The sequence below is a fragment of the Buttiauxella sp. AC142 genome (assembly GCF_979253435.1).
This window is the reverse complement of sequence record NZ_CEEDCH010000001.1, coordinates 1,321,501-1,344,868: the sequence shown is the minus strand read 5'-3', so window position 1 is coordinate 1,344,868 and position 23,368 is coordinate 1,321,501. Positions and strand designations below refer to the sequence as shown.

Below are 23,368 nucleotides of genomic sequence, written 5' to 3'. Positions count from 1 at the left end.
CATGCGCCTTATTCAGCTCTCTCGTGACTCAATCGCCTTCCCTTCCCCGGAAGGCGCGTTGCGTGAACCTAATGGGTTACTGGCACTTGGCGGTGATTTAAGTCCAGCTCGTTTGTTGATGGCTTATCAACGCGGCATCTTCCCGTGGTTCTCACCTGGCGACCCGATTTTATGGTGGTCGCCCGATCCGCGTGCGGTGCTTTTCCCGGAACAGTTTCATCTGAGTCGCAGTATGAAGCGCTTCCATCGCGACTCGCCCTATCGTGTCACGCTCAACCATGCTTTTGAGCGTGTCATCAGCGACTGCGCAGATGACCGTGAAGAAGGCACATGGATTACACCCGAAATTATCGACGCCTACACACGACTGCACGAATTAGGCCACGCTCATTCTATTGAAGTCTGGGAAGGGGATGAACTGGTTGGCGGAATGTACGGTGTGGCGCAAGGTGCATTGTTTTGCGGTGAGTCGATGTTCAGCCGCCGGGAAAATGCATCCAAAACTGCGTTACTGGTATTCTGCCAACACTTTCTAAGCTATGGCGGGAAATTGATTGATTGCCAGGTTCTTAACGCACATACCGCATCTTTAGGTGCAATTGAAATTCCGCGTCGGGAATATCTGGAACATTTGTCGATATTTCGTCCACAACATCTGGCATCGTATTGTTGGGTGCCACAAATCCTGTCGTAACGATAATGTTTACGGCACATTACTGTTAAGAGTGTTATAATTAGCCCCGCAGAGTGAGCTCTGCTCATTACCCCGCCGCCGTTTGGGATTAGCTTTAACAGGGACAACCCATCGTTTATCTCTTCGCAGCCCTCATCGCAGGCACAATCCGTGCAGCTTTTGAGTGGGTTTTGGGTAATGTGCAAATTGCACTTTCGCTGGTGATTTCACCAACAATTCTTTACATGATACGTGAACTTGGGCATTATCTTGCCGGTTCAAAACTATGGTAGTGATACCCTCGAGGATTAGATGGCCAAAGAAGACAATATTGAAATGCAGGGTACCGTTCTTGATACGTTACCTAACACCATGTTCCGCGTTGAGCTGGAAAACGGGCACGTGGTAACCGCTCATATCTCCGGTAAAATGCGTAAAAACTATATCCGCATCCTGACGGGTGACAAAGTCACTGTAGAGCTGACCCCGTACGACCTGAGCAAAGGCCGCATTGTCTTCCGTAGTCGCTGATAGTTTTATTTAGCGCTGCATAGATACATGCGGCGCAGACAGTTTAGTAATGAAAAGGCCAGGTTAATAACCTGGCCTTTTTTTATGGCAATACGAATGAATTAGTGTGCTGCTTCCGGTTTATGCTTCTGAGCGCTATGGAAGTCATAAGTCAGTTTCTGGTTCTCTTTATCCAGAGCCACAGTCACCTGGCCGCCGTCCACCAATGAACCAAACAGCAGTTCGTTAGCGAGCGGTTTTTTCAGGCTGTCCTGAATGACACGCGTCATTGGGCGAGCACCCATTGCACGGTCATAGCCTTTTTCCGCCAGCCAATCACGGGCTTCCTGGCTCACTTCCAGAGACACACCTTTCTGATCCAACTGCACCTGAAGCTCGACGATAAATTTGTCGACAACCTGGTGAATCACATCCGTAGACAGATGGTTGAACCAAATGATGTTGTCCAAACGGTTGCGGAACTCTGGAGTAAAGATCTTTTTGATCTCTTCCATCGCATCGGTACTGTTGTCCTGACGAATCAGGCCAATAGACTTACGCTCGGTTTCACGCACGCCGGCGTTAGTGGTCATCACCAGAATCACATTACGGAAATCGGCTTTGCGCCCGTTGTTGTCGGTCAGCGTACCGTTATCCATAACCTGCAGTAACAGGTTGAAGACATCCGGGTGCGCTTTTTCGATTTCATCAAGCAGCAAAACTGAGTGAGGATGTTTAATCACCGCATCCGTCAACAGCCCGCCCTGGTCGAAACCAACGTAGCCTGGAGGTGCGCCAATCAAACGGCTCACGGTGTGGCGTTCCATGTATTCGGACATATCAAAACGCAGCAGCTCAATGCCCAGCGATTTCGCCAATTGCACGGTCACTTCTGTTTTACCTACACCAGTTGGCCCGGCAAACAGGAAGGAACCCACTGGCTTATGATCGTGCCCTAAACCGGCGCGGCTCATTTTGATGGCTTCGGTTAACGCCTCGATGGCTTTATCCTGGCCAAACACCAGCATTTTCAGGCGGTCATCCAGGCTGCGCAGCGTATCGCGGTCGCTTGCTGAAACACTTTTCTCCGGGATACGCGCAATACGCGCAACCACGGTTTCGATGTCAGAGACATTGACCGTTTTCTTACGCTTGCTCACCGGCATCAGGCGGCTACGAGCGCCCGCTTCGTCGATAACGTCAATCGCTTTATCTGGCAAATGGCGATCGTTGATGTATTTCACCGCCAACTCCACCGCGGCACGAATCGCTTTCGCAGTGTAACGCACGTCATGGTGCGCTTCGTACTTCGGTTTCAGGCCGTTAATAATCTGAACGGTTTCTTCAACGCTTGGCTCAGTAATATCAATCTTCTGGAAGCGACGCGCCAGAGCACGGTCTTTTTCGAAAATATTGCTGAATTCCTGGTACGTAGTTGAACCGATAACCCGAATCTTGCCGCTCGATAGCAGCGGCTTAATCAGGTTTGCAGCATCAACTTGCCCACCAGATGCGGCACCCGCACCAATAATGGTATGAATTTCATCAATAAACAGGATGCTGTTCTGATCCTGCTCAAGCTGTTTAAGCAGCGCTTTGAAACGTTTCTCAAAATCACCACGGTATTTAGTGCCCGCCAGCAACGAACCAATATCCAGCGAGTAAATCGTGCAATCGGCAATCACTTCCGGAACGTCGCCCTGCACGATACGCCAGGCAAGTCCTTCGGCAATGGCGGTTTTACCCACCCCGGATTCACCCACTAGCAGCGGGTTGTTTTTACGGCGACGACACAGAACCTGAATGGCGCGCTCAAGCTCTTTATCGCGGCCAATTAAGGGGTCTATCCCTCCCACGCGTGCAAGCTGGTTGAGATTGGTGGTGAAGTTTTCCATACGTTCCTCCCCGCCTGCTTGCTCTTCATTGACCGGGTTTTCTGCTCCCGGAGCCTGATTTGGTTCGTCTTTACGTGTACCGTGAGAGATGAAGTTCACCACATCAAGGCGGCTGACTTCATGTTTGCGCAGCAAGTACGCTGCCTGGGATTCCTGTTCGCTGAAAATAGCCACCAGCACGTTTGCGCCAGTCACTTCACTGCGACCAGAAGACTGGACGTGGAACACCGCACGTTGCAGCACACGCTGGAAGCTGAGCGTCGGTTGAGTATCGCGCTCTTCTTCACTGGCTGGCAGAACCGGTGTGGTTTGTTCGATGAAGGCCTCGAGTTCCTGTCGCAGCGCCACCAGATCTACGCTACACGCTTCCAGCGCTTCACGAGCTGATGGGTTGCTGAGTAAAGCCAGCAACAGATGCTCGACAGTCATAAACTCATGTCGGTGCTCGCGCGCTCTGGCGAAAGCCATGTTTAAACTGAGTTCCAGTTCTTGATTGAGCATAGGCACCTCCCCCAAATTTTGCCTTCTTCAGGCTTTTTCTAGCGTACACAGCAGCGGATGCTCATGCTCCCTTGCATACTGGTTCACTAACGCGACTTTGGTTTCCGCTACCTCTGCAGTAAAAATGCCACAGATAGCTTTACCCTGATAGTGCACAGTGAGCATCAATTGCGTTGCACGTTCTACATCATAAGAAAAGAACTTTTGCAGCACGTCAATAACAAATTCCATCGGCGTGTAGTCATCGTTCATTAACATCACTTTATACATCGACGGTGGTTTGAGCGCTTCGCGCAGTTTGTCGCCCACCAGCTGGTCGAAATCCAACCAATCGTTCGTCTTACCCATTGCAAATCGTCATCATGTTTAATCGCCCTTTGTCATGAAGGCGAAGCCCATAGGTTGAGTGTAATACGCTTTCAGTTAACGTGATTCATTGTGTTTAAAAGGGACGGTAAATCGCAATCGAGAGCTTCGTCACATTAATCACAATAGCGTTAACTGCTTCAAATTTTTGATTCATTTTCATTCTTACCCCCCCGTGCAACGCTTGACGACATGGTTAAATTATCTACATTGTACAAGCGTGAGTTGGCGAGGTTTTGAACAGCCCGCCCTCACCCACCGGTTCATTCCATCTCACTTATAAGATTTACGAAGGATGTAGAAGCATGGAGACGGGTACAGTTAAATGGTTCAATAACGCCAAAGGGTTCGGTTTTATCTGCCCTGAGGGCGGCGGCGAAGATATCTTCGCTCACTACTCCACCATTCAGATGGATGGTTACAGAACGCTTAAAGCCGGACAAACTGTCAGGTTTGATGTGCACCAGGGGCCAAAAGGCAATCACGCTAGTTTGATTGTGCCTCTTGAACTCGAAGCTGCGGTCGCCTGACCTTTTGTTTCATTGTGTACATCACTAAATCAAAATGCCAGCTTGTACGCTGGCATTTTTATAACCAAACGTAATACCAAAGATTAAAATCATTCACGCGCTAGCGCATCAATTGGATTTAATCGCGCGGCATTTCTTGCCGGTAGCCAACCAAATATAATCCCCGTAGCGGTCGAACATGCAAATGCAGTCAGTAACGCCATCGGTGAAAAACCGATTTCCCAGCCGGGTAAAACCAGTTGCAGCGTGAAGGCAATCAACAAGGATAACGAAATCCCCAACGCACCGCCCACCAGACACACCAGCACTGCTTCAATTAAAAACTGCTGCAATACATCACTGGCTCTGGCTCCCACGGCCATACGAATGCCAATCTCTTTGGTACGTTCTGTCACCGAAACCAGCATAATATTCATCACGCCTATCCCACCCACCAGTAACGAAATCACCGCCACTAATGTCAGGAACATCTGAAGAGTACGTGTGGTCTTTTCCGCCGTTTTCAACAGCCCGTCCATATTGTAGGTGAAGAAATCTTTCTTACCGTGACGTAACTGCAACAACCGATTGAGCTGCTGTTCGGCTTCGTGGCTGTTGTAACCCTCGTTGACCCGCACCGTAATCGAGTTAAGCCAGCTTTGCCCCATCACTCGCCCGGCCATGGTGTTATAAGGCAACCAGACACGCAGAATTTTGCTGCTGCCAAACATCGACTGCTTTTCTTGCGCCACGCCAATCACCGTTGCAGGCATGTTCCCCACCAGAATGATTTCACCGACCACGTTGGCTTTGTTCGGGAAGAGCTGGCGTTTGGTGTTGCTATCGAGCACCACCACTTGTGCACGCCCGGCCAATTGCTCCTCGTTGAAGGTATTGCCTTCACTAAAGCTCATGCCGTAAACGTTAAAATATTGGCTGCTGACACCATTCACGCTTGCCGCCGCATCAACGTTGCCGTAACGCACACGTAAATTGCTCGAGAGCGCCGGGGTGGCTGAACTGACCCACGGCTGCTGGCTGATAGCCGCCAGGTCGTCATATTTTAGCGCCTGTTGATACTGCGGATCGTCATCGCCGAAATCCTTACCCGGATAAATATCAATCGTATTGGTGCCAATCGAGCGAATGTCCTGTAATACCAACTGTTTCGCCGCGTCGCCAACAATCACAATCGACACCACGGATGCGATACCGATAATAATCCCCAACATGGTCAGCAAAGTGCGCATTTTATTCGCCGCCAGCGCCAGCCAGGCCATGGCGAATGCTTCACGAAAGCTGCTGATAGTTTGCTGAAACGCAGAATTTATCGGCTGAGTTTTCACCTCTTTCTGTGCGGCAGATTCTTGCGCCACCGAGGGAGGATTGCTGATAATTTCACCGTCACGAATTTCAATCACACGCTGCGCCTGCGCAGCAATGGAAGGATCATGCGTCACAATAATGACGGTATGCCCCTGCTCACGCAGTTGCTTAAGCGTGGCCATCACTTCTTCACCGGAATGGCTATCCAACGCACCTGTCGGTTCATCCGCAAGAATCACCTGCCCGCCATTCATCAGAGCGCGGGCGATACTCACACGCTGCTGCTGGCCGCCTGATAGCTGTGAAGGCAGGTAGTCCACGCGTTCTGCAAGCCCAAGACGCATTAATAATGCCCGCGCCCGCTGCTGGCGAAAGACCCGCGCTGTCCCGGCATATACCGCCGGGACTTCAACGTTTTGCGTCGCATTAAGATGAGAAAGCAAGTGGTAACGCTGGAAGATAAAACCGAAATGCTCGCGGCGTAATGTGGCGAGCGCGTCGCTATCCAGCAACGCAACATCCTGGCCTGCGACTTTGTAGCTCCCGCTGGTGGGTTTATCCAGGCAGCCGAGAATATTCATCAGCGTCGATTTACCGGAGCCAGACGCCCCGACAATCGCCACCATTTCGCCAGCTTCAATGGTGATGTTAATGCCTTTAAGCACTTCAACTTGTTCGTCTCCCGACGGATAGCTACGGCGAATATCCCGTAGCTCAAGCAGTGCCGTCATGGTGCGCTCCCGGCGGTGCTTTTCCCAATCACCACTTCTTCACCTTCAGTCAGTCCATTGGCGACTTGCACTATCGTGTCATTACGCATCCCGATGGTGATTTCACGGTCACGCGTTTCACCGTTACGCAATACCGAAACTTTGTAGCGGTTATCGCCAACAGGCTCGCCCAGTGCAGCCAGTGGAATAGTGAGCACGTCTTTTACGCCGCCAAGTTGGATATGTACTTGCGCTGTCATTTCAAGACGCAGCACGCCATTTGGGTTCGGCACTTCAAAACGGGCGTTATAGAAAATCGCGTCGTTCACTTTTTCCGGCGTCGGTAAAATATCAATGAGCACGCCTTCATAACGCGTTAATGGATCTCCCAGCACCGTGAACCAGGCTTTTTGGCCTGGTTTAAGGTGAATCACGTCCGCTTCAGAAACCTGCGCTTTCACCAACATGGTCCCGAGATCGGCAAGCGTCAGAATGTTTGGCGCTTGCTGCGCGGCAATCACCGTTTGGCCTTGTTTGGTGGTGATTTCTGTCACTTCACCCGCCATTGGAGCCACTATCTGAGTGTAATCGAGGTTTGTTTTTGCCGTGTCCAGCGAGGCCTGATTGCGTTTAATCTGCGCGTCTATGGTGCCAATTTGCGCCTGCCTGACTTCCAGATCGGTCGATGCGGTATCCAAATCTTGCTGCGAAACTGCCTGAGTTTTTGCCAGCGCACGTTGGCGATTTAACGTCACTTGCGCGAGTTTTGCCTGAGCCACAGCCTGTCGCCGTTGCGCGCGCAATTCCATGAGTGTCGCTTCAACTTCTTTGATTTGGTTTTGCGCCTGTTCCGGGTCAATTACCCCCAACAGCTGATCTTTTTTCACTTTATCGCCGATATTCACCGACAGCGTTTTGAGCTGCCCGCTGACCTGAGCACCGACGTCCACTTTGCGTAGAGCATCCAGTTTGCCGGTCGCCAACACGCTTTGTTGCAGCTCGCCTTTACGCACAATCATCGTCTGATAGACCGGCGCTGGCGCATTTAAAAACTGCCACAGCCAGATCACCAGGAGTAATACCAGCAGGCCCAGAAGCCAATAACGCTTTTTAATTTTTCCCTTGAATCTCATAGGTATCCTACAAACAAACTGGCAAATTAAACGAAGTATCAACAAAAACCATATGGTCTTATCGACCTATGTGGCGATTGAACATTCGTTGAGCAAACAAATGGTGAAATTACGCCATAACCCTTCAACCAGGCCTCAACCATGTATCCAGCTGCCGTAAACGAATTTATACCCGCCACTCAACGCAATGGCTGGCAGTTATTTCTCTCTTTAGCCACCGGACAATGGATGCCTGGAAGCGCCTGGCAAAATCCGGTTTATCGTCGGAAATTCGTCCTGCGTTCACTGACTACTCCGCTCGCGACGGCTCGTTTACTGGCCGATTTGGCCCACCAACCTTTTTTGGAAAAACTGCTCGCCGTGCAGCCGGGTCTACCATGTCGTGCCCACCGCCCCTATTTAACGGCAAATTTTAACCGTAAGGATGCCGTTAATGCATTGTCTTTCCACTATCACGCTTTAACTCACGTACTGCCTGAGCACTTGTTACAGCAGCACTATTCAGCCAGTGGTGTGCGCCTGGCAACAATAACGGGTAAAGATGAGAACTTCTACCATCTTGATTTATGCGCTATCGCCAATGTGGATAAAGAAGGTGAAGCGACAATAACCCTGAGCCGTGATGACGGGGTTGCACTCGCCGGGTTAACTTTCACACTATGCCAGCATCATGAGAAGCCGACTTTGTTCATCGGCGGGCTACAGGGCGCTAAAAGTGATATCCCGCATGAATACATTCAGATTGCGACAAAAGCCTGTCATGGCTTATTCCCGAAGCGTCTGGTGCTGGAAGCGGCCTGCCTGCTGGCGCATCATTTAGGCATGAGCCAGATTCTGGCAGTGAGCAACAACGCGCATATTTACCGTTCATGGCGTTATGCGAAAAAGAAGAAAGACAAAATCCATGCAGATTACGATAGCTTCTGGGAATCAATGAGCGGGGAATTAACGCCTGAAGGTTTCTTTGAACTGCCACTTAATGTGTCACGCAAACCCATTGAGGATATCGCCAGCAAAAAACGTGCTGAGTATCGCCGCCGCTACAGTTTGTTAGATAAGATGATGGAACAAATTGAGCAGCAGCTTTAGTCCAACGGCCGGGTTAGTCAGCCCGGCCACGTGCAAGCCAGAGCACCCGTGAGAACATCTTTCGCAGCAGCGACGGTACCGCATCCACGCCCCGCCTTCCGGCTTCCATTGCCACTTCAATAGCTAAATCGGGTTTTGAGGAGCGATGAATTGCTTTGATGATAACGCGGCGCATATTCATCGGCACGTTTTCAGGGAGTTGCGCCACCCGATGATAGACATCGGAAAACCCTTGCCGATACATGAAATGTTCCATATCCATCGCAGGTAATGCGGTTAAATGATCGCGTTCCTGGTCACGGTCATTTTCAAGAATGCCGCGCACGACGGAGGCATATTTCTTACCGGCTTCGTCACCATCCACCAGCACATGCCATTCAATACCCATACGTCGAGCAAACTTAATCAATGGCCGCAGCCCCGACTGGGCAAACTCAATAACCTTCACCCCTTCGGCGTCGAAATGATGCCCACACTGGCGCGCCAGTTCGTTCATCACCCACACTTCGGTTTCCCCTTCAACCAATAGCCAGCAGCGGGCAAACAGCGAAGAAGCACGGTTAAAGCGGATATGAAATGCAATACGGCGACTGTCTTCGGCGTTCATTCCACCCGGGCCGAGCCGCCAGGCTGCGACTTTAGAGGATTCACGCACCAGGCGGCAGACATTCTCGACAGGCGTGAGGGATAACAATTCACCGGAATTGGTGGTGGTGATTTTTTGCAGCGGTAACAAGTTTAGTAAATGCCAGGCCACCGATAACATAATGGGATGCAGTCGGGTTTCGGGATCTTCAACCAGCAATAAAGGCCGCGCATTTTTATCCAGCGCCACGCTGCCTTTCGCTTGCAAAAGCGTGGAGAACATCCCCAATAAAATCATCCGATGCGCTCGGCTATTTGGCTTATCTATCATTCGGTTGATGATATCCAGATAACGCCAACTGCGTTGTTCATCGTGGGATCGACGGCGTAATAAACGTTGGTGAGCTACTGCCCCCTGCTCAGAAAAATAGTGCTCGAGCAATTGCACCATCGCCGACAGCCCCTGACGTAACTGCGCATCCGTAAGATTTTGCGGGCGCGACACCAGCTCACGCGAAAGAAAATCAAGCTGGCGAGCCGTCATTTCGGTTTCTGGCATAGTGGGTATGCTGTCATTGCGTAATCGACGCATAAAACGCGCGTCACGTAAGCGCAAAACAGGATTGAGGCGGGTAATTTGTTTTGCCACGTCATCAATATCATCAAGATCGATTGCGCGGCCTTTCTCGTCGAGAAAACTGCGAAGCGTCAAAATCGAATTGTCTGGCGCCAGCTCGCCCACCAGACGGTACATAATGCGCTGAAAGCCGTCGTTACCTTCTACCCACACCGGCGCAAGTGAACGGTAACGCCGCCCAAGATGGTGCCCTGGAGCAGTCTCCCGAAATGTCAGAACAATGTGTAAATGGTGTTCCCGGCCTTGTACGTCGCCCGGCGGAAAGTAAAAATCATCACGATTAAAATGGTAAAGCGTTTCGTGCGGCGACAACAACAGGGTTAAGGCATCCAGCAGGCTCGATTTACCCCATGCGTTCTCGCCAATCAGCACGTTATTTTGCTCAAGCATTAACGAAAGACGGTTAATACCCCTGAATCCGACAATTTCTACTCGCTCGAGAAACATAATCCCTCCAGATTGGTTGATGCTTTCCATTAGCCGCACGGCTCAACGCATAACCTGAGTATATACCCTTCGTGCCTCAGGTTGCAGGTGAGCATTACGGGTTATTTATGAAGTAGCAGGGATTATCTAAATTTCAATTTTTATTTTATTTAATAAAAGCCGAAATCCTTGCATTTAATCCTTGATAAAATCAGGGTAATCAGAAAATACATTGAATAGCAGAAGATTCTTACTTTATTAAAAAGTCTTCTATACTTTCTACGTGTTTATTCTTGTAAGGAATGCCATCTCATTGCCCTAAATCAATTTTTTAGGATTTTATAGGCTGGTTCTGACTTAGTGATCTCATTAACATTACTGCTCTTTTATTATTTACGTTACGCCTTAAATAGTTGTGACAAAAAATAATCGGATGGGTGCGTTTATTTACCCTACCCGCAGTTAAAATTATGAAACGCAGAGGTGGTTATGTTCAGGAAATTAGCAGCAGAATTCTTTGGTACGTTCTGGTTAGTATTTGGTGGTTGTGGCAGTGCGGTTCTTGCCGCAGCGTATCCTGAATTGGGGATAGGTTTTGCAGGCGTCGCATTAGCATTTGGTTTAACCGTATTAACGATGGCTTATGCCGTCGGGCATATTTCCGGCGGCCACTTTAACCCGGCTGTGACTCTGGGTTTATGGGCAGGCGGACGTTTCCCGGCAAAAGAAGTGATTGGCTATGTTGTTGCGCAAGTCATTGGCGGTATTGTTGCGGCAGGTATTCTCTATTTAATTGCCAGCGGGAAAAGCGGTTTTGATGCTGCGGCTAGCGGCTTTGCATCGAATGGATATGGCGAGCATTCGCCGGACCATTATTCCATGCTCTCCGCAATCATTATTGAAATCGTATTAACCTGTGGCTTCTTGATTGTTATTCATGGCGCAACAGACAAGCTTGCTCCAGCCGGTTTCGCTCCTATTGCCATTGGCCTGGCGCTGACGCTGATTCACTTAATCAGTATTCCTGTGACTAACACCTCTGTGAACCCAGCGCGCAGTACTGCGGTCGCCATCTTCCAGGGCGGTTGGGCACTTCAGCAGCTCTGGCTGTTCTGGGTAATGCCAATTATTGGCGGTATCCTGGGTGGCATTATTTACCGTACGTTGCTGGAAAAACGTCACTAATCAAACTTTCGCGTCACCTGCCGAATATTGGCAAGTGACGCGGCTTTCCCACCGCTCTTCGCCAATCTTCCCCCTGCATAAAAATCCTTTTTTTTCGTAGCTTTACTCATTCCCGAACTTTGGGTAGTGTGACACATGTCGTTACTTTTATTGCAAGGATTGTCCGCACCATGTTTTCGGGATTGTTAATTATCTTAGTGCCGCTGATTATCGGTTATCTCATTCCATTAAAACAAACCAGTCTGCTAAAGCTAATCAATCGCTTATTAAGCTGGATTGTGTACGTTATTTTGTTTTTCATGGGCATCAGCCTCGCATTTCTCGACAACCTGGCAAGTAATCTGCTGGCAATTTTTCATTACGCGGCGGTCACCGTGGTGGTGTTATTGCTGTGCAATGCTGCGGCACTGCTCTGGCTGGAGCGTTCGATGCCGTGGCGACATAACCACGAGCAAGAAAAACTCCCTTCACGTATTGCAATGGCACTGGAATCGCTCAAATTATGCGGCGTAGTGGTAGCCGGTTTTCTGCTAGGTCTGGCAGGATGGCCTATTTTGCAGCACGCAACCGATGCCAGCGAATACACATTAATCTTCCTGCTGCTGTTAGTCGGTATCCAATTGCGCAATAGCGGCATGACGCTAAAACAGATCGTGCTGAACCGAAGGGGCATGATTGTCGCCGTGGTCGTCGCACTCAGTTCCCTCGCCGGTGGCGTTATCAATGCCTTTATTCTCGACCTGCCGATTAAGACCGGGCTGGCGATGGCCTCAGGATTCGGCTGGTATTCACTTTCCGGTATTTTAATGACCGAATCATACGGCCCGGCGATTGGTAGTGCCTCGTTCTTCAACGATCTGGCGCGTGAATTGGTGGCAATCATGTTGATTCCCGGTCTCGTTCGTCGCAGTCGCTCAACCGCACTTGGGTTATCTGGCGCAACGTCGATGGACTTCACGCTTCCGGTTCTGCAACGCAGCGGCGGTTTAGAAATTGTTCCCGCGGCAATCGTTCACGGCTTTATTCTCAGCTTGCTGACGCCTTTACTCATGGCCTTTTTCGCCTCCTGATACCTCATTGGCGGTAGGTTTCTACCGCCAAAATTGCGCTAAATCAATCTCCCTCTAAGTTGCATTAAAAATCCCTTTTCCCTGTGTCGCACTGAGCATAATCTCAAACATGTATATTAAATATAACTTTAAAAGGTACGATCATGTTTTGTGTGCAATGTGAACAAACAATCCGCACCCCGGCAGGCAACGGCTGCTCTTATGCTCAGGGGATGTGTGGCAAAACTGCCGAAACTTCCGATCTCCAGGACCTGCTGATTGCCACGCTGCAAGGGCTGTCTGCATGGGCAATCGCTGCTCGTGAAGTTGGCATCATCGACCATGACATCGACAACTTTGCGCCACGCGCTTTCTTCTCTACCCTGACTAACGTTAACTTCGACTCCCCGCGCATTGTGGGCTACGCGCAGGAAGCTATTACGCTGCGCGAAAGCCTGAAGGCGCGCAGCCTCGCAATTAATCCAAATATTACCGTCGCTAATCCAATGGCCGAGCTGCAATTGGTCAGCAAAGATTTGGGTGATTTACAACGCCAGGCGGCTGAATTCGCGCCAAACCGCGATAAAGCAGAAATTGGCGAAGATATTCTTGGCCTGCGTCTGCTGTGTCTGTACGGCCTGAAAGGTGCGGCGGCCTATATGGAACACGCTCACGTACTCGGCCAATACGACAACGATATCTACGCGCAATACCACAAAATTATGGCGTGGCTCGGAACCTGGCCTGCTGACATGGGCGCACTGCTTGAGTGCTCCATGGAAATCGGCCAGATGAACTTCAAAGTGATGAGCATTCTGGATCTCGGCGAAACCGAAAAATACGGTCACCCGACCCCGACGCAAGTTAACGTGCGCCCGGTAGCGGGCAAATGTGTTTTGATTTCCGGCCACGATCTTAAAGATCTCTACAACCTGCTGGAACAAACCGAAGGCACTGGCGTTAACGTCTTTACTCACGGTGAAATGCTGCCAGCCCACGGTTACCCTGAGCTGCGTAAATTCAAGCATCTGGTGGGTAACTACGGCAGCGGCTGGCAAAACCAGCAGACCGAGTTCGCCCGTTTCCCAGGCCCCGTGGTGATGACCTCCAACTGCATCATCAACCCGGAGGTGGGTTCATATACTGACCGTATCTGGACACGCAGCATTGTTGGCTGGCCGGGCGTGAGCCATCTCGAAGGTGATGATTTCGCCCCCGTAATTACTCAGGCGCAACAAATGGCTGGCTTCCCGTACAGCGAAATCGAGCACCTGATCACTGTAGGCTTTGGTCGCCAGACTCTGTTGGGCGCTGCCGATACGCTAATTGATTTGGTCAGCCGTGAAAAACTGCGCCACATCTTCCTGGTCGGCGGCTGTGACGGTGAGCGTGGCGAGCGCAGCTACTTCACTGATTTTGCCACCAGCGTGCCAAAAGACTGCCTGATCCTGACCCTAGCTTGCGGTAAATATCGCTTCAACAAGCTGGACTTCGGCGATATCGAAGGCCTGCCGCGTCTGGTCGATGCGGGCCAGTGTAACGATGCTTACTCTGCGATCATTCTCGCCGTCACGCTTGCTGAGAAACTCGGCTGCGGTGTGAACGATCTGCCGCTAAGTCTGGTGCTTTCCTGGTTCGAGCAAAAAGCGATTGTCATCCTGCTGACCTTACTGTCGCTGGGCGTGACCAATATCGTTGCTGGCCCAACCACACCGGCCTTCCTGACGCCAAATCTGCTGGCTGTGCTGAACGAGAAATTTGGCCTGCGCGCCATCACTACCGTTGAGCAAGACATTCAACAGCTGATTAGTGCATAAGGAGACGCCATGACTATGCCAACGCCACTGTGCCCGCATCGTATGCAGGTGCATCATATTCATCAGGAAACGCCGGATGTCTGGACGCTATCGCTGATTAATCACGATTTCTATCCATACAAAGCCGGGCAATACGCCCTGGTGAGTATTCGTAATAGCGATGAGACACTACGCGCTTATACGATCTCTTCCACGCCGGGACTCAGCCCGTTTATCACGCTGACGATTCGTCGTATCGAGAATGGCGTTGGTTCCCAATGGCTGACGCAGGATGTGAAACCAGGTGACTACCTGTGGCTATCTGAAGGCCAGGGGGAATTCACCTGTGAAAATCTGAACACCGATCGCTATTTGTTAATCGCGGCAGGTTGTGGTGTGACGCCGATTATGGCGATGCGCCGTTGGCTGGCAAAGCATCGTCCGCTGGCCGACGTACAGGTTATTTACAACGTTCGTTCGCCCGAAGATGTGATTTTTGCCGACGAATGGCGCAATTATTCGGTAGCCATGATTGCCGAGAATAACGCGACGCACGGCTTTATCGCCGGGCGATTAACCCGCGAAATTCTGGCAACCGTGCCGGATATTGCCTCGCGCACCGTGATGACCTGTGGTCCAGCACCGTATATGGAACTGGTCGAAACAGAAGTCAAAGCCCTGGGGGTGACTGAGTTTTATTCTGAGAAATTCTTCACACCCGTCGCCGCTCCTGTCGAAAGTGGTTTGAAATTTACCACGCTAAAACCGCTGCGCGAGTTCTATGCACCCGTTGGCAGCACGTTGCTGGCGGCAATGGAGAGCAATAGCGTACCCGTCAACGCGGCATGTCGCGCCGGAGTTTGTGGTAGCTGTAAAACCAAAGTCGAGTCCGGTGATTACACGGTCAGCAGTTCCATGACGTTGACCGAGGCAGAAATTACCAACGGTTATGTGCTGGCTTGCTGTTGTCATCCGCAAGGGGACTTAGTTCTCGCTTGATCCACGCGTGCCACTCAGACTCTGAGTGGCACTTTCTGCCCCGCCTCTTCTGTTTCCTTGACTAAGCTTGTTTACGTTAACTGAATCGTGACAAGGAGAAGCAATGAAACAGACCGTCGCCGCTTATGTGGCAAAAACTCTCGAAAGTGCAGGCGTGAAACGCATCTGGGGCGTCACCGGTGATTCCCTCAACGGACTGTCCGATAGCCTGAACCGCATGGGCACAATTGAATGGATGCCCACCCGCCATGAAGAAGTCGCCGCATTTGCTGCGGGTGCAGAAGCCCATCTTTCCGGTGAGCTGGCGGTATGTGCCGGTTCCTGCGGCCCTGGTAATCTGCATTTAATTAACGGCCTGTTCGACTGCCATCGCAACCGGGTTCCGGTCCTGGCGATTGCTGCGCATATTCCATCGAGTGAAATTGGCAGCGGCTATTTCCAGGAAACCCACCCCGAAGAGTTATTCCGCGAATGCAGCCATTATTGCGAGCTGGTGTCATCCCCGGAACAAATTCCCCAGGTTTTAGCCATTGCAATGCGCAAAGCGGTTCTTAACCGTGGCGTTTCCGTCGTAGTGCTGCCCGGTGATGTGGCGCTTAAACCCGCCCCTGAAAGCGCCAGCACCCATTGGTATTCTGCGCCGCAACCCGTGGTTGTTCCCGCTCACGAAGAACTCAAAAAACTCGCTCAGTTATTACGCTACAACGACAACATTGCCCTGATGTGCGGCAGCGGTTGTGCCGGTGCGCATGAAGAACTGGTGCAGTTTGCCGCCACGCTTAAAGCGCCCATTGTCCATGCCCTGCGCGGTAAAGAGCATGTTGAATATGACAACCCCTATGACGTAGGCATGACCGGGCTAATTGGTTTTTCTTCAGGCTTCCACACCATGATGAATGCTGACACGCTGATTCTGCTCGGCACCCAATTCCCTTATCGTGCTTTCTATCCGACTGACGCGAAAATCATTCAGATTGATATCAACCCTGGCAGCATCGGAGCGCACAGTAAAGTGGATATGGCGCTGGTCGGGGATATTAAAGCCACACTTGCGGCATTGATTCCGCTTCTGGAAGAAAAGACAGACCGCAGCTTCCTGGATAAAGCGCTGGATAACTATCGCGAGGCCCGCGAAAGCCTGGACGAACTCGCGCAACAGGGCGATGGCAAAGTCATCCATCCGCAATATGTCGCGCAACAAATCAGCCATTACGCTGATGATGACGCCATTTTCACCTGTGACGTAGGCACGCCGACAGTCTGGGCCGCACGATATCTGAAAATGAACGGCAAACGCCGTTTGCTGGGTTCGTTTACTCACGGTTCAATGGCCAACGCCATGCCGCAAGCACTCGGTGCAAAAGCTACAGCTCCTGACAGACAAGTGATCGCGATGTGTGGCGACGGGGGTTTTAGCATGTTGATGGGGGATTTTTTGTCGGTCGTGCAAATGAAATTACCCATCAAAATCGTGGTGTTTAACAACAGCGTGCTGGGCTTTGTGGCAATGGAAATGAAAGCCGGCGGTTACCTGACGGACGGTACCGAATTGCACGACACTAACTTTGCCAATATCGCTAACGCCTGCGGCATTACCGGCATCCGCGTTGAGAAAGCGGAAGAGTTAGACACCGCTCTGCAACGTGCTTTTAGCATCGACGGCCCGGTTTTGGTAGATGTGGTCGTTGCCAAAGATGAGCTGGCGATCCCACCGCAAATTAAACTCGAACAAGCCAAAGGATTCAGCCTGTATATGCTTCGCGCCATCATTAGCGGGCGCGGCGATGAAGTTATCGAACTGGCGAAAACGAACTGGTTCCGGTAAAACATTCCTTTAATTGAGGATAATAATAAGGAACCACCGTGATTGATTTGCGCAGCGACACAGTAACCCGGCCGAGTGAAGAAATGCTCAAGCGTATGATGGCAGCGCCAACCGGCGATGACGTCTATGGCGATGACCCAACGGTCAATGAATTACAAGAATACGCGGCCAAAATCAGCGGCAAAGAAGCCGCGCTCTTCCTGCCAACGGGCACCCAGGCTAACCTGGTGGCCCTTTTAAGCCATTGCGAACGTGGCGAAGAGTATATTGTGGGGCAACTGGCGCACAATTATCTCTATGAAGCGGGTGGTGCTGCGGTGTTAGGTAGCATCCAGCCGCAACCTATTGACGCCAATCCCGATGGTTCGCTGCCTCTCGATAAAGTCGCGGCAAAAATCAAACCTGATGATATCCACTTCGCACGCACGAAATTACTGAGTCTCGAAAATACCCATAACGGCAAAGTTTTGCCGCGCGAGTATCTCAAGCAGGCGTGGGAATTTAGCCGCAATCATAATCTGGCATTACACCTTGATGGTGCGCGCATCTTCAACGCCGTGGTGGAATATGGCTGCACGCTGGAAGAAGTGGTGCGTTACTGCGATACCTTCACCATTTGCCTCTCAAAAGGCCTGGGAACGCCAGTTGGTTCTTTGTTAGTTGGTAGCCACGAATACATTAAACGAGCCACGCGCTGGCGCAAAATGGTCGGCGGCGGTATGCGCCAGGCCGGTATTCTGGCAGCCGCAGGTTTGTACGCCCTTGAGAATAACGTGCAGCGCCTTAAAGAAGACCACGACAACGCGCATTGGCTGTCGGGTGAGTTACGTGAAATTGGCGTCGATGTGACACGTCAGGACACTAATATGGTGTTTGCTCGCGTGCCGGTTGAGCAGGCTGAAAGCCTCGGCAAATTTATGAAAGAACGCGGTGTGCTGATGAGCGCAGGGCCAGTCACTCGTCTGGTTGTTCATCTTGATGTGAATCGCCAGCAACTGACCGAAGTTGTTTCCCACTGGCAGGCATTTTTACAACGCTAACCGGAGGGTCAGGGAAGATGACACAGCCACAAAATATTCTGGTACTTGGCGCAAGCGGCTATATCGGGCAACACCTTGTGCCGGAACTTACCGCTGCCGGGCATCATGTCACGGCGGCCGCAAGACGCGTTGAGTGGCTGGAAAAACAACCCTGGCCGGGCGTTGACTGCCGTCACGTCGATTTACAGTGGCCGTCAACGCTACCTCAACTGCTGGAAAACGTCGATACGCTTTATTATCTGGTGCACAGCATGGGTGACGGAGCCGATTTCGTGGCCCATGAACGCCAGACGGCCCTGAATTTGCGCGATGCGCTGCGTGTGCATCCGGTAAAACAGCTGATATTCCTCAGTTCTCTGCAAGCCGCTGAAGGTGATGGCGACTCCGAGCATTTACGCGCTCGCCAGCTAACAGCGGATATTCTGTGTGATGCAGGCGTTCCCGTTACCGAAATTCGTGCCGGTATTATTGTTGGTGCCGGTTCCGCTGCCTTTGAGGTGATGCGCGACATGGTTTATAACCTGCCGGTACTTACGCCACCGCGCTGGGTGCGTTCGCGCACCACGCCGATTGCGCTGAAAAACCTGCTCTATTATCTGGTTGAATTGCTGAAACATCCTGCGCAGGAGAACCGTGTATTTGAGGCTGCCGGACCTGACGTGCTGAGTTATCAGCAGCAGTTCGAACGATTTATGGCGATAAGCGGTAAACGCCGCCCGCTGATTCCCATTCCGCTGCCGACAAGTTGGATCTCGGTGTGGTTCCTCAACATGATCACCTCCGTACCGCCGACGATTGCCAAGGCGTTGATCCAGGGGCTAAAGCACGATCTTCTGGCGGACGATCGCGAATTACGCGCACTGATCCCACAACCCCTGCTCACCTTTGACGACGCCGTCCGCCTAACCCTTGAAGATGAACACAAGCTGGCAAACTCGCAGGACTGGGGTTACGACGCACAGGCCTACGCACGCTGGCGTCCGGAATATGGCTTCTTCCCCAAACAGGCAGGTTGTACGTTAACGACCTCCGCTGAGCTGGCAGATTTGTGGCAAGTGGTGAATCAGATTGGCGGCAAAGAAGGATATTTCTTCGGCAACATTCTGTGGCAAACCCGAGGATATATGGATTTGCTGGTCGGTCACAGACTGGCGAAAGGACGCCCGGAGCGGGAAATGCTGCAAGTTGGAGATCGGGTTGATAGCTGGAAAGTGATTATTGTCGAACCCGAGAAAGAGCTGACGCTATTGTTTGGCATGAAAGCCCCCGGACTTGGGCGACTTTCTTTCACTTTGCGTGACCACGGCCAACATCGCACGCTGGATGTTCGCGCCTGGTGGCATCCGCATGGAACAGCAGGTTTGTTCTACTGGTTGGTCATGATACCCGCGCATCTGTTCATTTTCCGTGGCATGGCCCGACGGATTTGCCAGATTACCGAACAATCTGCACATAAAGTCCGTTAAGAGTCCTAATCTTTAGCTTTCCCCATTGCAAGCGCTGCCATTTCACGGAAAAATGCGCAGCGTAAATCTCAATTACCATGAGTTGGTCGACATGAAGGTACTGGTAACGGGCGCCACCAGCGGTTTAGGCCGAAACGCGGTCGAATTTCTTCGCGCTAAAGGCATCAGCGTACGGGCAACCGGGCGCAATGAAGCCATGGGCAAACTGCTGGAAAAAATGGGTGCCGAGTTCGTCCATGCCGACCTGACGGAACTGGTTTCCTCGCAGGCCAAAGTGATGCTGGCCGATGTTGACACGCTCTGGCATTGCTCAAGCTTTACTTCCCCGTGGGGAACACAGGAAGCATTTGATCTCGCCAATGTTCGCGCAACTCGCCGCTTAGGTGAATGGGCAGTGGCGTGGGGGGTGCGCAACTTTGTGCATATTTCCTCACCTTCACTCTATTTTGATTATCACCATCATCGCAATATCAGCGAGGACTTCCGTCCTGTGCGCTTTGCCAACGAATTTGCCCGCAGCAAAGCCGCCAGCGAAGAAGTGATTCAGCTGCTGGCACAATCGAATCCGCACACGCGCTTTACGATTCTGCGTCCGCAAAGTTTGTTCGGCCCGCACGACAAAGTTTTCTTCCCACGTCTGGTACAGATGATGCGCCATTACGGCAGCGTGCTGTTACCGCGCGGTGGTGATGCGATGGTCGATATGACTTATATCGAAAATGCCGTACATGCGATGTGGCTCGCAACTCAGTGCGAATCACAGCCATCTGGGCGTGCCTATAACATCACCAACATGGAAGCTCGCCCGCTGCGGGTTATCGTGCAAAAGCTGATTGATGAATTAGACATTCAATGCAGGATCCGTTCGGTACCGTATCCGATGCTGGATATGATTGCCCGAAGCATGGAGCGTTTTGGCAGTAAATCAGCCAAAGAACCTGTGCTCACTCACTACGGCGTGTCGAAGCTTAATTTTGATTTAACGCTCGATACGACACGCGCTGAAACAGAATTAGGTTATCAGCCTGTTGTTACGCTTGATGAAGGTATCCGGCGTACCGCGCTCTGGCTGCGTGACCACGGTACGTTATTGCATCGCTAATCAACCTTGCCCGTATTTTTCAAGTAGCGCTTCCGCTATTGCCTCAGTTTGCGCATCCGCATCACCGGAATATTTCGTTGGGCGGAAGTGCATCTGGAAAGCCTGGATCACTCTCTTTTGCTGCTCCCACGCCATATCAGGCGTGACCTGATAACCATAACGCGATAACAACTCGAGCAAACCTCGCCTGTCCACCGGCTGGTAAGGCCCACGGCCATCGAGATAAAACGCGACTCGGTGCGCATCCGGCCAGGCACCCACGCCCTGTTGAGCCAGTTGCTGCCACGGGAATAGCGGACCTGGGTCAACTTTACGTTGCGGGGCAATATCCGCATGGGCGACGACGTTTTGCGGCTCGATGTTGTAACGCGCGATAATCACTTTCGCCAGTTTCTCCAGCACCGAGATCTGCGCCGCATTGAAGGGATAAAACTGCTTTCCACGGCCCTGACGCGTAAAACCTTTATTCTCAAGCTCGATACCAATCGAGGTGTCATTAATCCGCGTTGCGCCACGCCAAAAACTCACTCCTGCGTGCCACGCCAATTCGCTCTCAGGCACTAATTGCCAGATAACAGGCTTGCCGCCAGATACCGGAGGGGTGTCAGGAATGAGATAATGTGAACTGACATTTTGTTCAGTTAAAGTGGTTAGCGAACCGGCAAAGTCATCGGCGGTGTAGTGAATAACCAACACTTTTACACGTGGATAGGCATTCCTCGCGGTGTGGCTGGTGTCGACTTTAAAATCGCCTTTATCGACAACGGTTTTTTCAGCAACTTCAGGCTTACTGGAGCACCCCACCAGCAAAGCTACGAAAATGATCAGGCTAATTCGCCACTGCATTCGCTTCCCTCTCTCTTTTTTGAATCAACATATTAAACCCTAAATAATTCGAGCGGCATCGCGGCGGCAAGTAAACGAATCCCGACGAGCTTAGTAAACTAAGTGATTCGGGTGAGTTCGCGCAGCCAACAAAGAGGCAGCTCGAAGTATGACGGGTTTTGACAGCGATACGCTATGCTAAGTGAGTCCTCCTGAGAAAATAAGGAAATAAAAATGCGCAGCTCAGTTTTGGTTCTTCTTCCGTGCGCTCTGCTCCTCACGGCCTGCACTACTCCCGTTACTCCCGCTTTTAAAGATATTGGCACCCGCAGCGGCCCTTGTATTGAGGGCGGCCCGGATAGCGTGGCACAGAAATTTTACGATTATCAATTAACCCATAAAACCCAGGGCAGCAGCGCCATTACCGGCTTACGTCCTTATATGAGCGATTCTCTGGCGCAGCAACTCCAGAAAGCCAGCGCTTCGCCAAACGCGCAGAATGAATTTATGCGCAGCAATATGTTTACCAGCAATGCAGACGGCGCAGACACCGCCGAAGTGGCTTCTGCATCAACCATTCCCAACACCGACGCACGGAATATTCCGTTGCGTGTGAAACTGACTAAAGGCAGTCAAAGCTGGAACGATGAAGTATTGATGATTCGTGAGGGTCAGTGCTGGGCAGTGGATGACGTGCGTTATTTAGGCGAAAACAGCCATGCACCTTCAGGTAGCCTGCGTCAGGCAATAGAAACCAACTAACAACTGTCTAATATTCACGCAATCGGCGGGGTGAAATTCATAACCCATGTAAATAGTCTGGAGTTTTGACATAACTCCGACATTTATTCTTGCCTTCACCCCGCCCCGCTATATTGTGCTACCTTTAATGCATGTGAGTAGTTATTTTTAGGTTTTAACGCACAAAGATTGCATAACTATTCTGTTAAAGGTACCCTTTGCGGCTTCAATTGCTATTCAACATATGCGCATGAGTATTCAACTAAACGGCATTAATTGTTTTTACGGCGCACACCAGGCGCTGTTCGATATCACCCTTAGTTGCCCACAGGGCGAAACGCTGGTGCTGCTTGGTCCAAGCGGCGCAGGTAAAAGCTCGCTTCTGCGCGTACTCAATCTGCTTGAGATGCCGCGCTCCGGGCAACTCACCATTGCGGATAACCATTTTGACTTTGCAAAAGCGCCTGGCGATAAAGCCATTCGTGAATTGCGTCGCAATGTTGGCATGGTGTTCCAGCAATATAATCTTTGGCCTCATCTCACTGTGCTGCAAAACCTGATGGAAGCGCCTTGTCGCGTTCTGGGGATCAGCAAAGATGAAGCGCGTCAGCGTGCCGACAAACTGCTTGAGCGTTTACGCCTGAAACCGTATATGGACCGCTATCCGCTGCACCTTTCCGGTGGCCAGCAGCAGCGTGTCGCGATTGCACGTGCCTTGATGATGGAACCACAGATCCTGCTGTTCGATGAACCCACCGCAGCACTGGATCCGGAAATCACCGCGCAGATCGTCAGCATCATACGTGAGTTGGCAGAAACCAACATCACTCAGGTCATCGTGACCCACGAAGTGGAAGTTGCGCGTAAAACCGCAAGCCGTGTGGTTTACATGGAAAATGGCCACATCGTCGAGCAAGGTGATGCGAGTTGCTTCGCAAAACCACAGACCGAAGCGTTTAAATTCTATCTGTCACACTGAT

At 51.3% G+C, this 23,368-nt stretch carries 20 protein-coding genes; 14 read left to right on the top strand and 6 right to left on the bottom strand.

Translation table 11 applies throughout. From position 1 onward, the window contains the following. Position 1 precedes the first annotated feature (1 nt). Complete coding sequence (gene aat, locus AC0IWZ_RS06115) at positions 2-694, top strand: leucyl/phenylalanyl-tRNA--protein transferase (protein ID WP_115629841.1); 693 nt, start codon at positions 2-4, stop codon at positions 692-694. 291 nt (positions 695-985) lie between these two features. After that, positions 986-1,204, top strand: coding sequence for a translation initiation factor IF-1 (gene infA, locus AC0IWZ_RS06110; RefSeq protein ID WP_002211347.1), 219 nt, complete (start codon positions 986-988; stop codon positions 1,202-1,204). Between the two features lie 101 nt (positions 1,205-1,305). Here the strand turns inward: infA and clpA are convergent, their stop codons facing one another. Together clpA and clpS are read right to left on the bottom strand one after the other, a co-directional pair. Next, entirely contained in the window at positions 1,306-3,579 is a 2,274-nt protein-coding gene (clpA, locus tag AC0IWZ_RS06105; RefSeq protein ID WP_034494294.1) for an ATP-dependent Clp protease ATP-binding subunit ClpA, read from the bottom strand. Positions 3,580-3,606: 27 nt separating this feature from the next. Beyond that, positions 3,607-3,927 carry an ATP-dependent Clp protease adapter ClpS gene (gene clpS, locus AC0IWZ_RS06100; protein WP_034456405.1) on the bottom strand — a complete coding sequence of 107 codons (321 nt, stop codon included), beginning with the start codon at positions 3,925-3,927 and terminating at the stop codon, positions 3,607-3,609. Between the two features lie 323 nt (positions 3,928-4,250). Between clpS and cspD the strand changes: the two genes are divergently transcribed. Beyond that, positions 4,251-4,475, top strand: a complete 225-nt coding sequence (cspD, locus tag AC0IWZ_RS06095; protein WP_034456407.1) for a cold shock-like protein CspD — start codon at positions 4,251-4,253, stop codon at positions 4,473-4,475. 89 nt (positions 4,476-4,564) lie between these two features. On the opposite strand, the gene macB is transcribed toward cspD, so the two are convergent. After that, a complete protein-coding gene (gene macB / locus AC0IWZ_RS06090) occupies positions 4,565-6,511 on the bottom strand; it encodes a macrolide ABC transporter ATP-binding protein/permease MacB (protein ID WP_471677834.1) in 1,947 nt (648 codons plus the stop codon). Next, positions 6,508-7,623, bottom strand: a complete 1,116-nt coding sequence (macA, locus tag AC0IWZ_RS06085) for a macrolide transporter subunit MacA (protein WP_471677835.1) — start codon at positions 7,621-7,623, stop codon at positions 6,508-6,510. The genes macB and macA overlap by 4 nt, the downstream gene beginning before the upstream one ends. Positions 7,624-7,764: 141 nt before the next feature. On the opposite strand from macA, the gene AC0IWZ_RS06080 reads away from it, so the two are divergent. After that, positions 7,765-8,712: a VirK/YbjX family protein gene (locus AC0IWZ_RS06080; protein WP_471677836.1), complete on the top strand. Its 948-nt coding sequence runs from the start codon at positions 7,765-7,767 to the stop codon at positions 8,710-8,712. 13 nt (positions 8,713-8,725) lie between these two features. On the opposite strand, the gene AC0IWZ_RS06075 is transcribed toward AC0IWZ_RS06080, so the two are convergent. After that, complete coding sequence (locus AC0IWZ_RS06075) at positions 8,726-10,381, bottom strand: ATP-dependent endonuclease (RefSeq protein WP_471677837.1); 1,656 nt, start codon at positions 10,379-10,381, stop codon at positions 8,726-8,728. A 468-nt stretch (positions 10,382-10,849) separates the two neighbouring features. Here AC0IWZ_RS06075 and aqpZ point away from each other — a divergent pair, with 468 nt between their 5' ends. From aqpZ to AC0IWZ_RS06035, 8 genes are all read left to right on the top strand, one after another. After that, positions 10,850-11,545, top strand: a complete 696-nt coding sequence (gene aqpZ / locus AC0IWZ_RS06070; RefSeq protein WP_034494288.1) for an aquaporin Z — start codon at positions 10,850-10,852, stop codon at positions 11,543-11,545. A gap of 170 nt (positions 11,546-11,715) precedes the next feature. Further along, positions 11,716-12,615, top strand: a complete 900-nt coding sequence (locus AC0IWZ_RS06065) for a LysO family transporter (RefSeq protein WP_471677838.1) — start codon at positions 11,716-11,718, stop codon at positions 12,613-12,615. A 143-nt stretch (positions 12,616-12,758) separates the two neighbouring features. After that, entirely contained in the window at positions 12,759-14,411 is a 1,653-nt protein-coding gene (hcp, locus tag AC0IWZ_RS06060) for a hydroxylamine reductase (protein ID WP_471677839.1), read from the top strand. A gap of 9 nt (positions 14,412-14,420) precedes the next feature. After that, entirely contained in the window at positions 14,421-15,389 is a 969-nt protein-coding gene (gene hcr, locus AC0IWZ_RS06055; RefSeq protein ID WP_471677840.1) for an NADH oxidoreductase, read from the top strand. Positions 15,390-15,492: 103 nt separating this feature from the next. Further along, positions 15,493-17,214 carry a ubiquinone-dependent pyruvate dehydrogenase gene (gene poxB, locus AC0IWZ_RS06050; RefSeq protein ID WP_471677841.1) on the top strand — a complete coding sequence of 574 codons (1,722 nt, stop codon included), beginning with the start codon at positions 15,493-15,495 and terminating at the stop codon, positions 17,212-17,214. 38 nt (positions 17,215-17,252) lie between these two features. After that, positions 17,253-18,254, top strand: a complete 1,002-nt coding sequence (ltaE, locus tag AC0IWZ_RS06045) for a low-specificity L-threonine aldolase (protein ID WP_471677842.1) — start codon at positions 17,253-17,255, stop codon at positions 18,252-18,254. Positions 18,255-18,271: 17 nt separating this feature from the next. After that, the gene (locus tag AC0IWZ_RS06040) at positions 18,272-19,720 is read left to right on the top strand and encodes an SDR family oxidoreductase (protein WP_471677843.1); all 1,449 of its coding nucleotides are present in this window, start codon (positions 18,272-18,274) and stop codon (positions 19,718-19,720) included. A gap of 91 nt (positions 19,721-19,811) precedes the next feature. Further along, entirely contained in the window at positions 19,812-20,822 is a 1,011-nt protein-coding gene (locus AC0IWZ_RS06035) for an NAD-dependent epimerase/dehydratase family protein (protein WP_034494597.1), read from the top strand. Here AC0IWZ_RS06035 and AC0IWZ_RS06030 read toward each other — a convergent pair whose 3' ends face one another. Next, positions 20,823-21,668 (bottom strand): N-acetylmuramoyl-L-alanine amidase, encoded by an 846-nt coding sequence (locus AC0IWZ_RS06030; RefSeq protein WP_471677845.1) that lies wholly within the window; start codon positions 21,666-21,668, stop codon positions 20,823-20,825. Between the two features lie 213 nt (positions 21,669-21,881). Here AC0IWZ_RS06030 and AC0IWZ_RS06025 point away from each other — a divergent pair, with 213 nt between their 5' ends. Next, positions 21,882-22,409: a lipoprotein gene (locus AC0IWZ_RS06025; protein WP_034494272.1), complete on the top strand. Its 528-nt coding sequence runs from the start codon at positions 21,882-21,884 to the stop codon at positions 22,407-22,409. 229 nt (positions 22,410-22,638) lie between these two features. After that, positions 22,639-23,367, top strand: a complete 729-nt coding sequence (artP, locus tag AC0IWZ_RS06020; protein ID WP_115631865.1) for an arginine ABC transporter ATP-binding protein ArtP — start codon at positions 22,639-22,641, stop codon at positions 23,365-23,367. Position 23,368 lies beyond the last annotated feature (1 nt).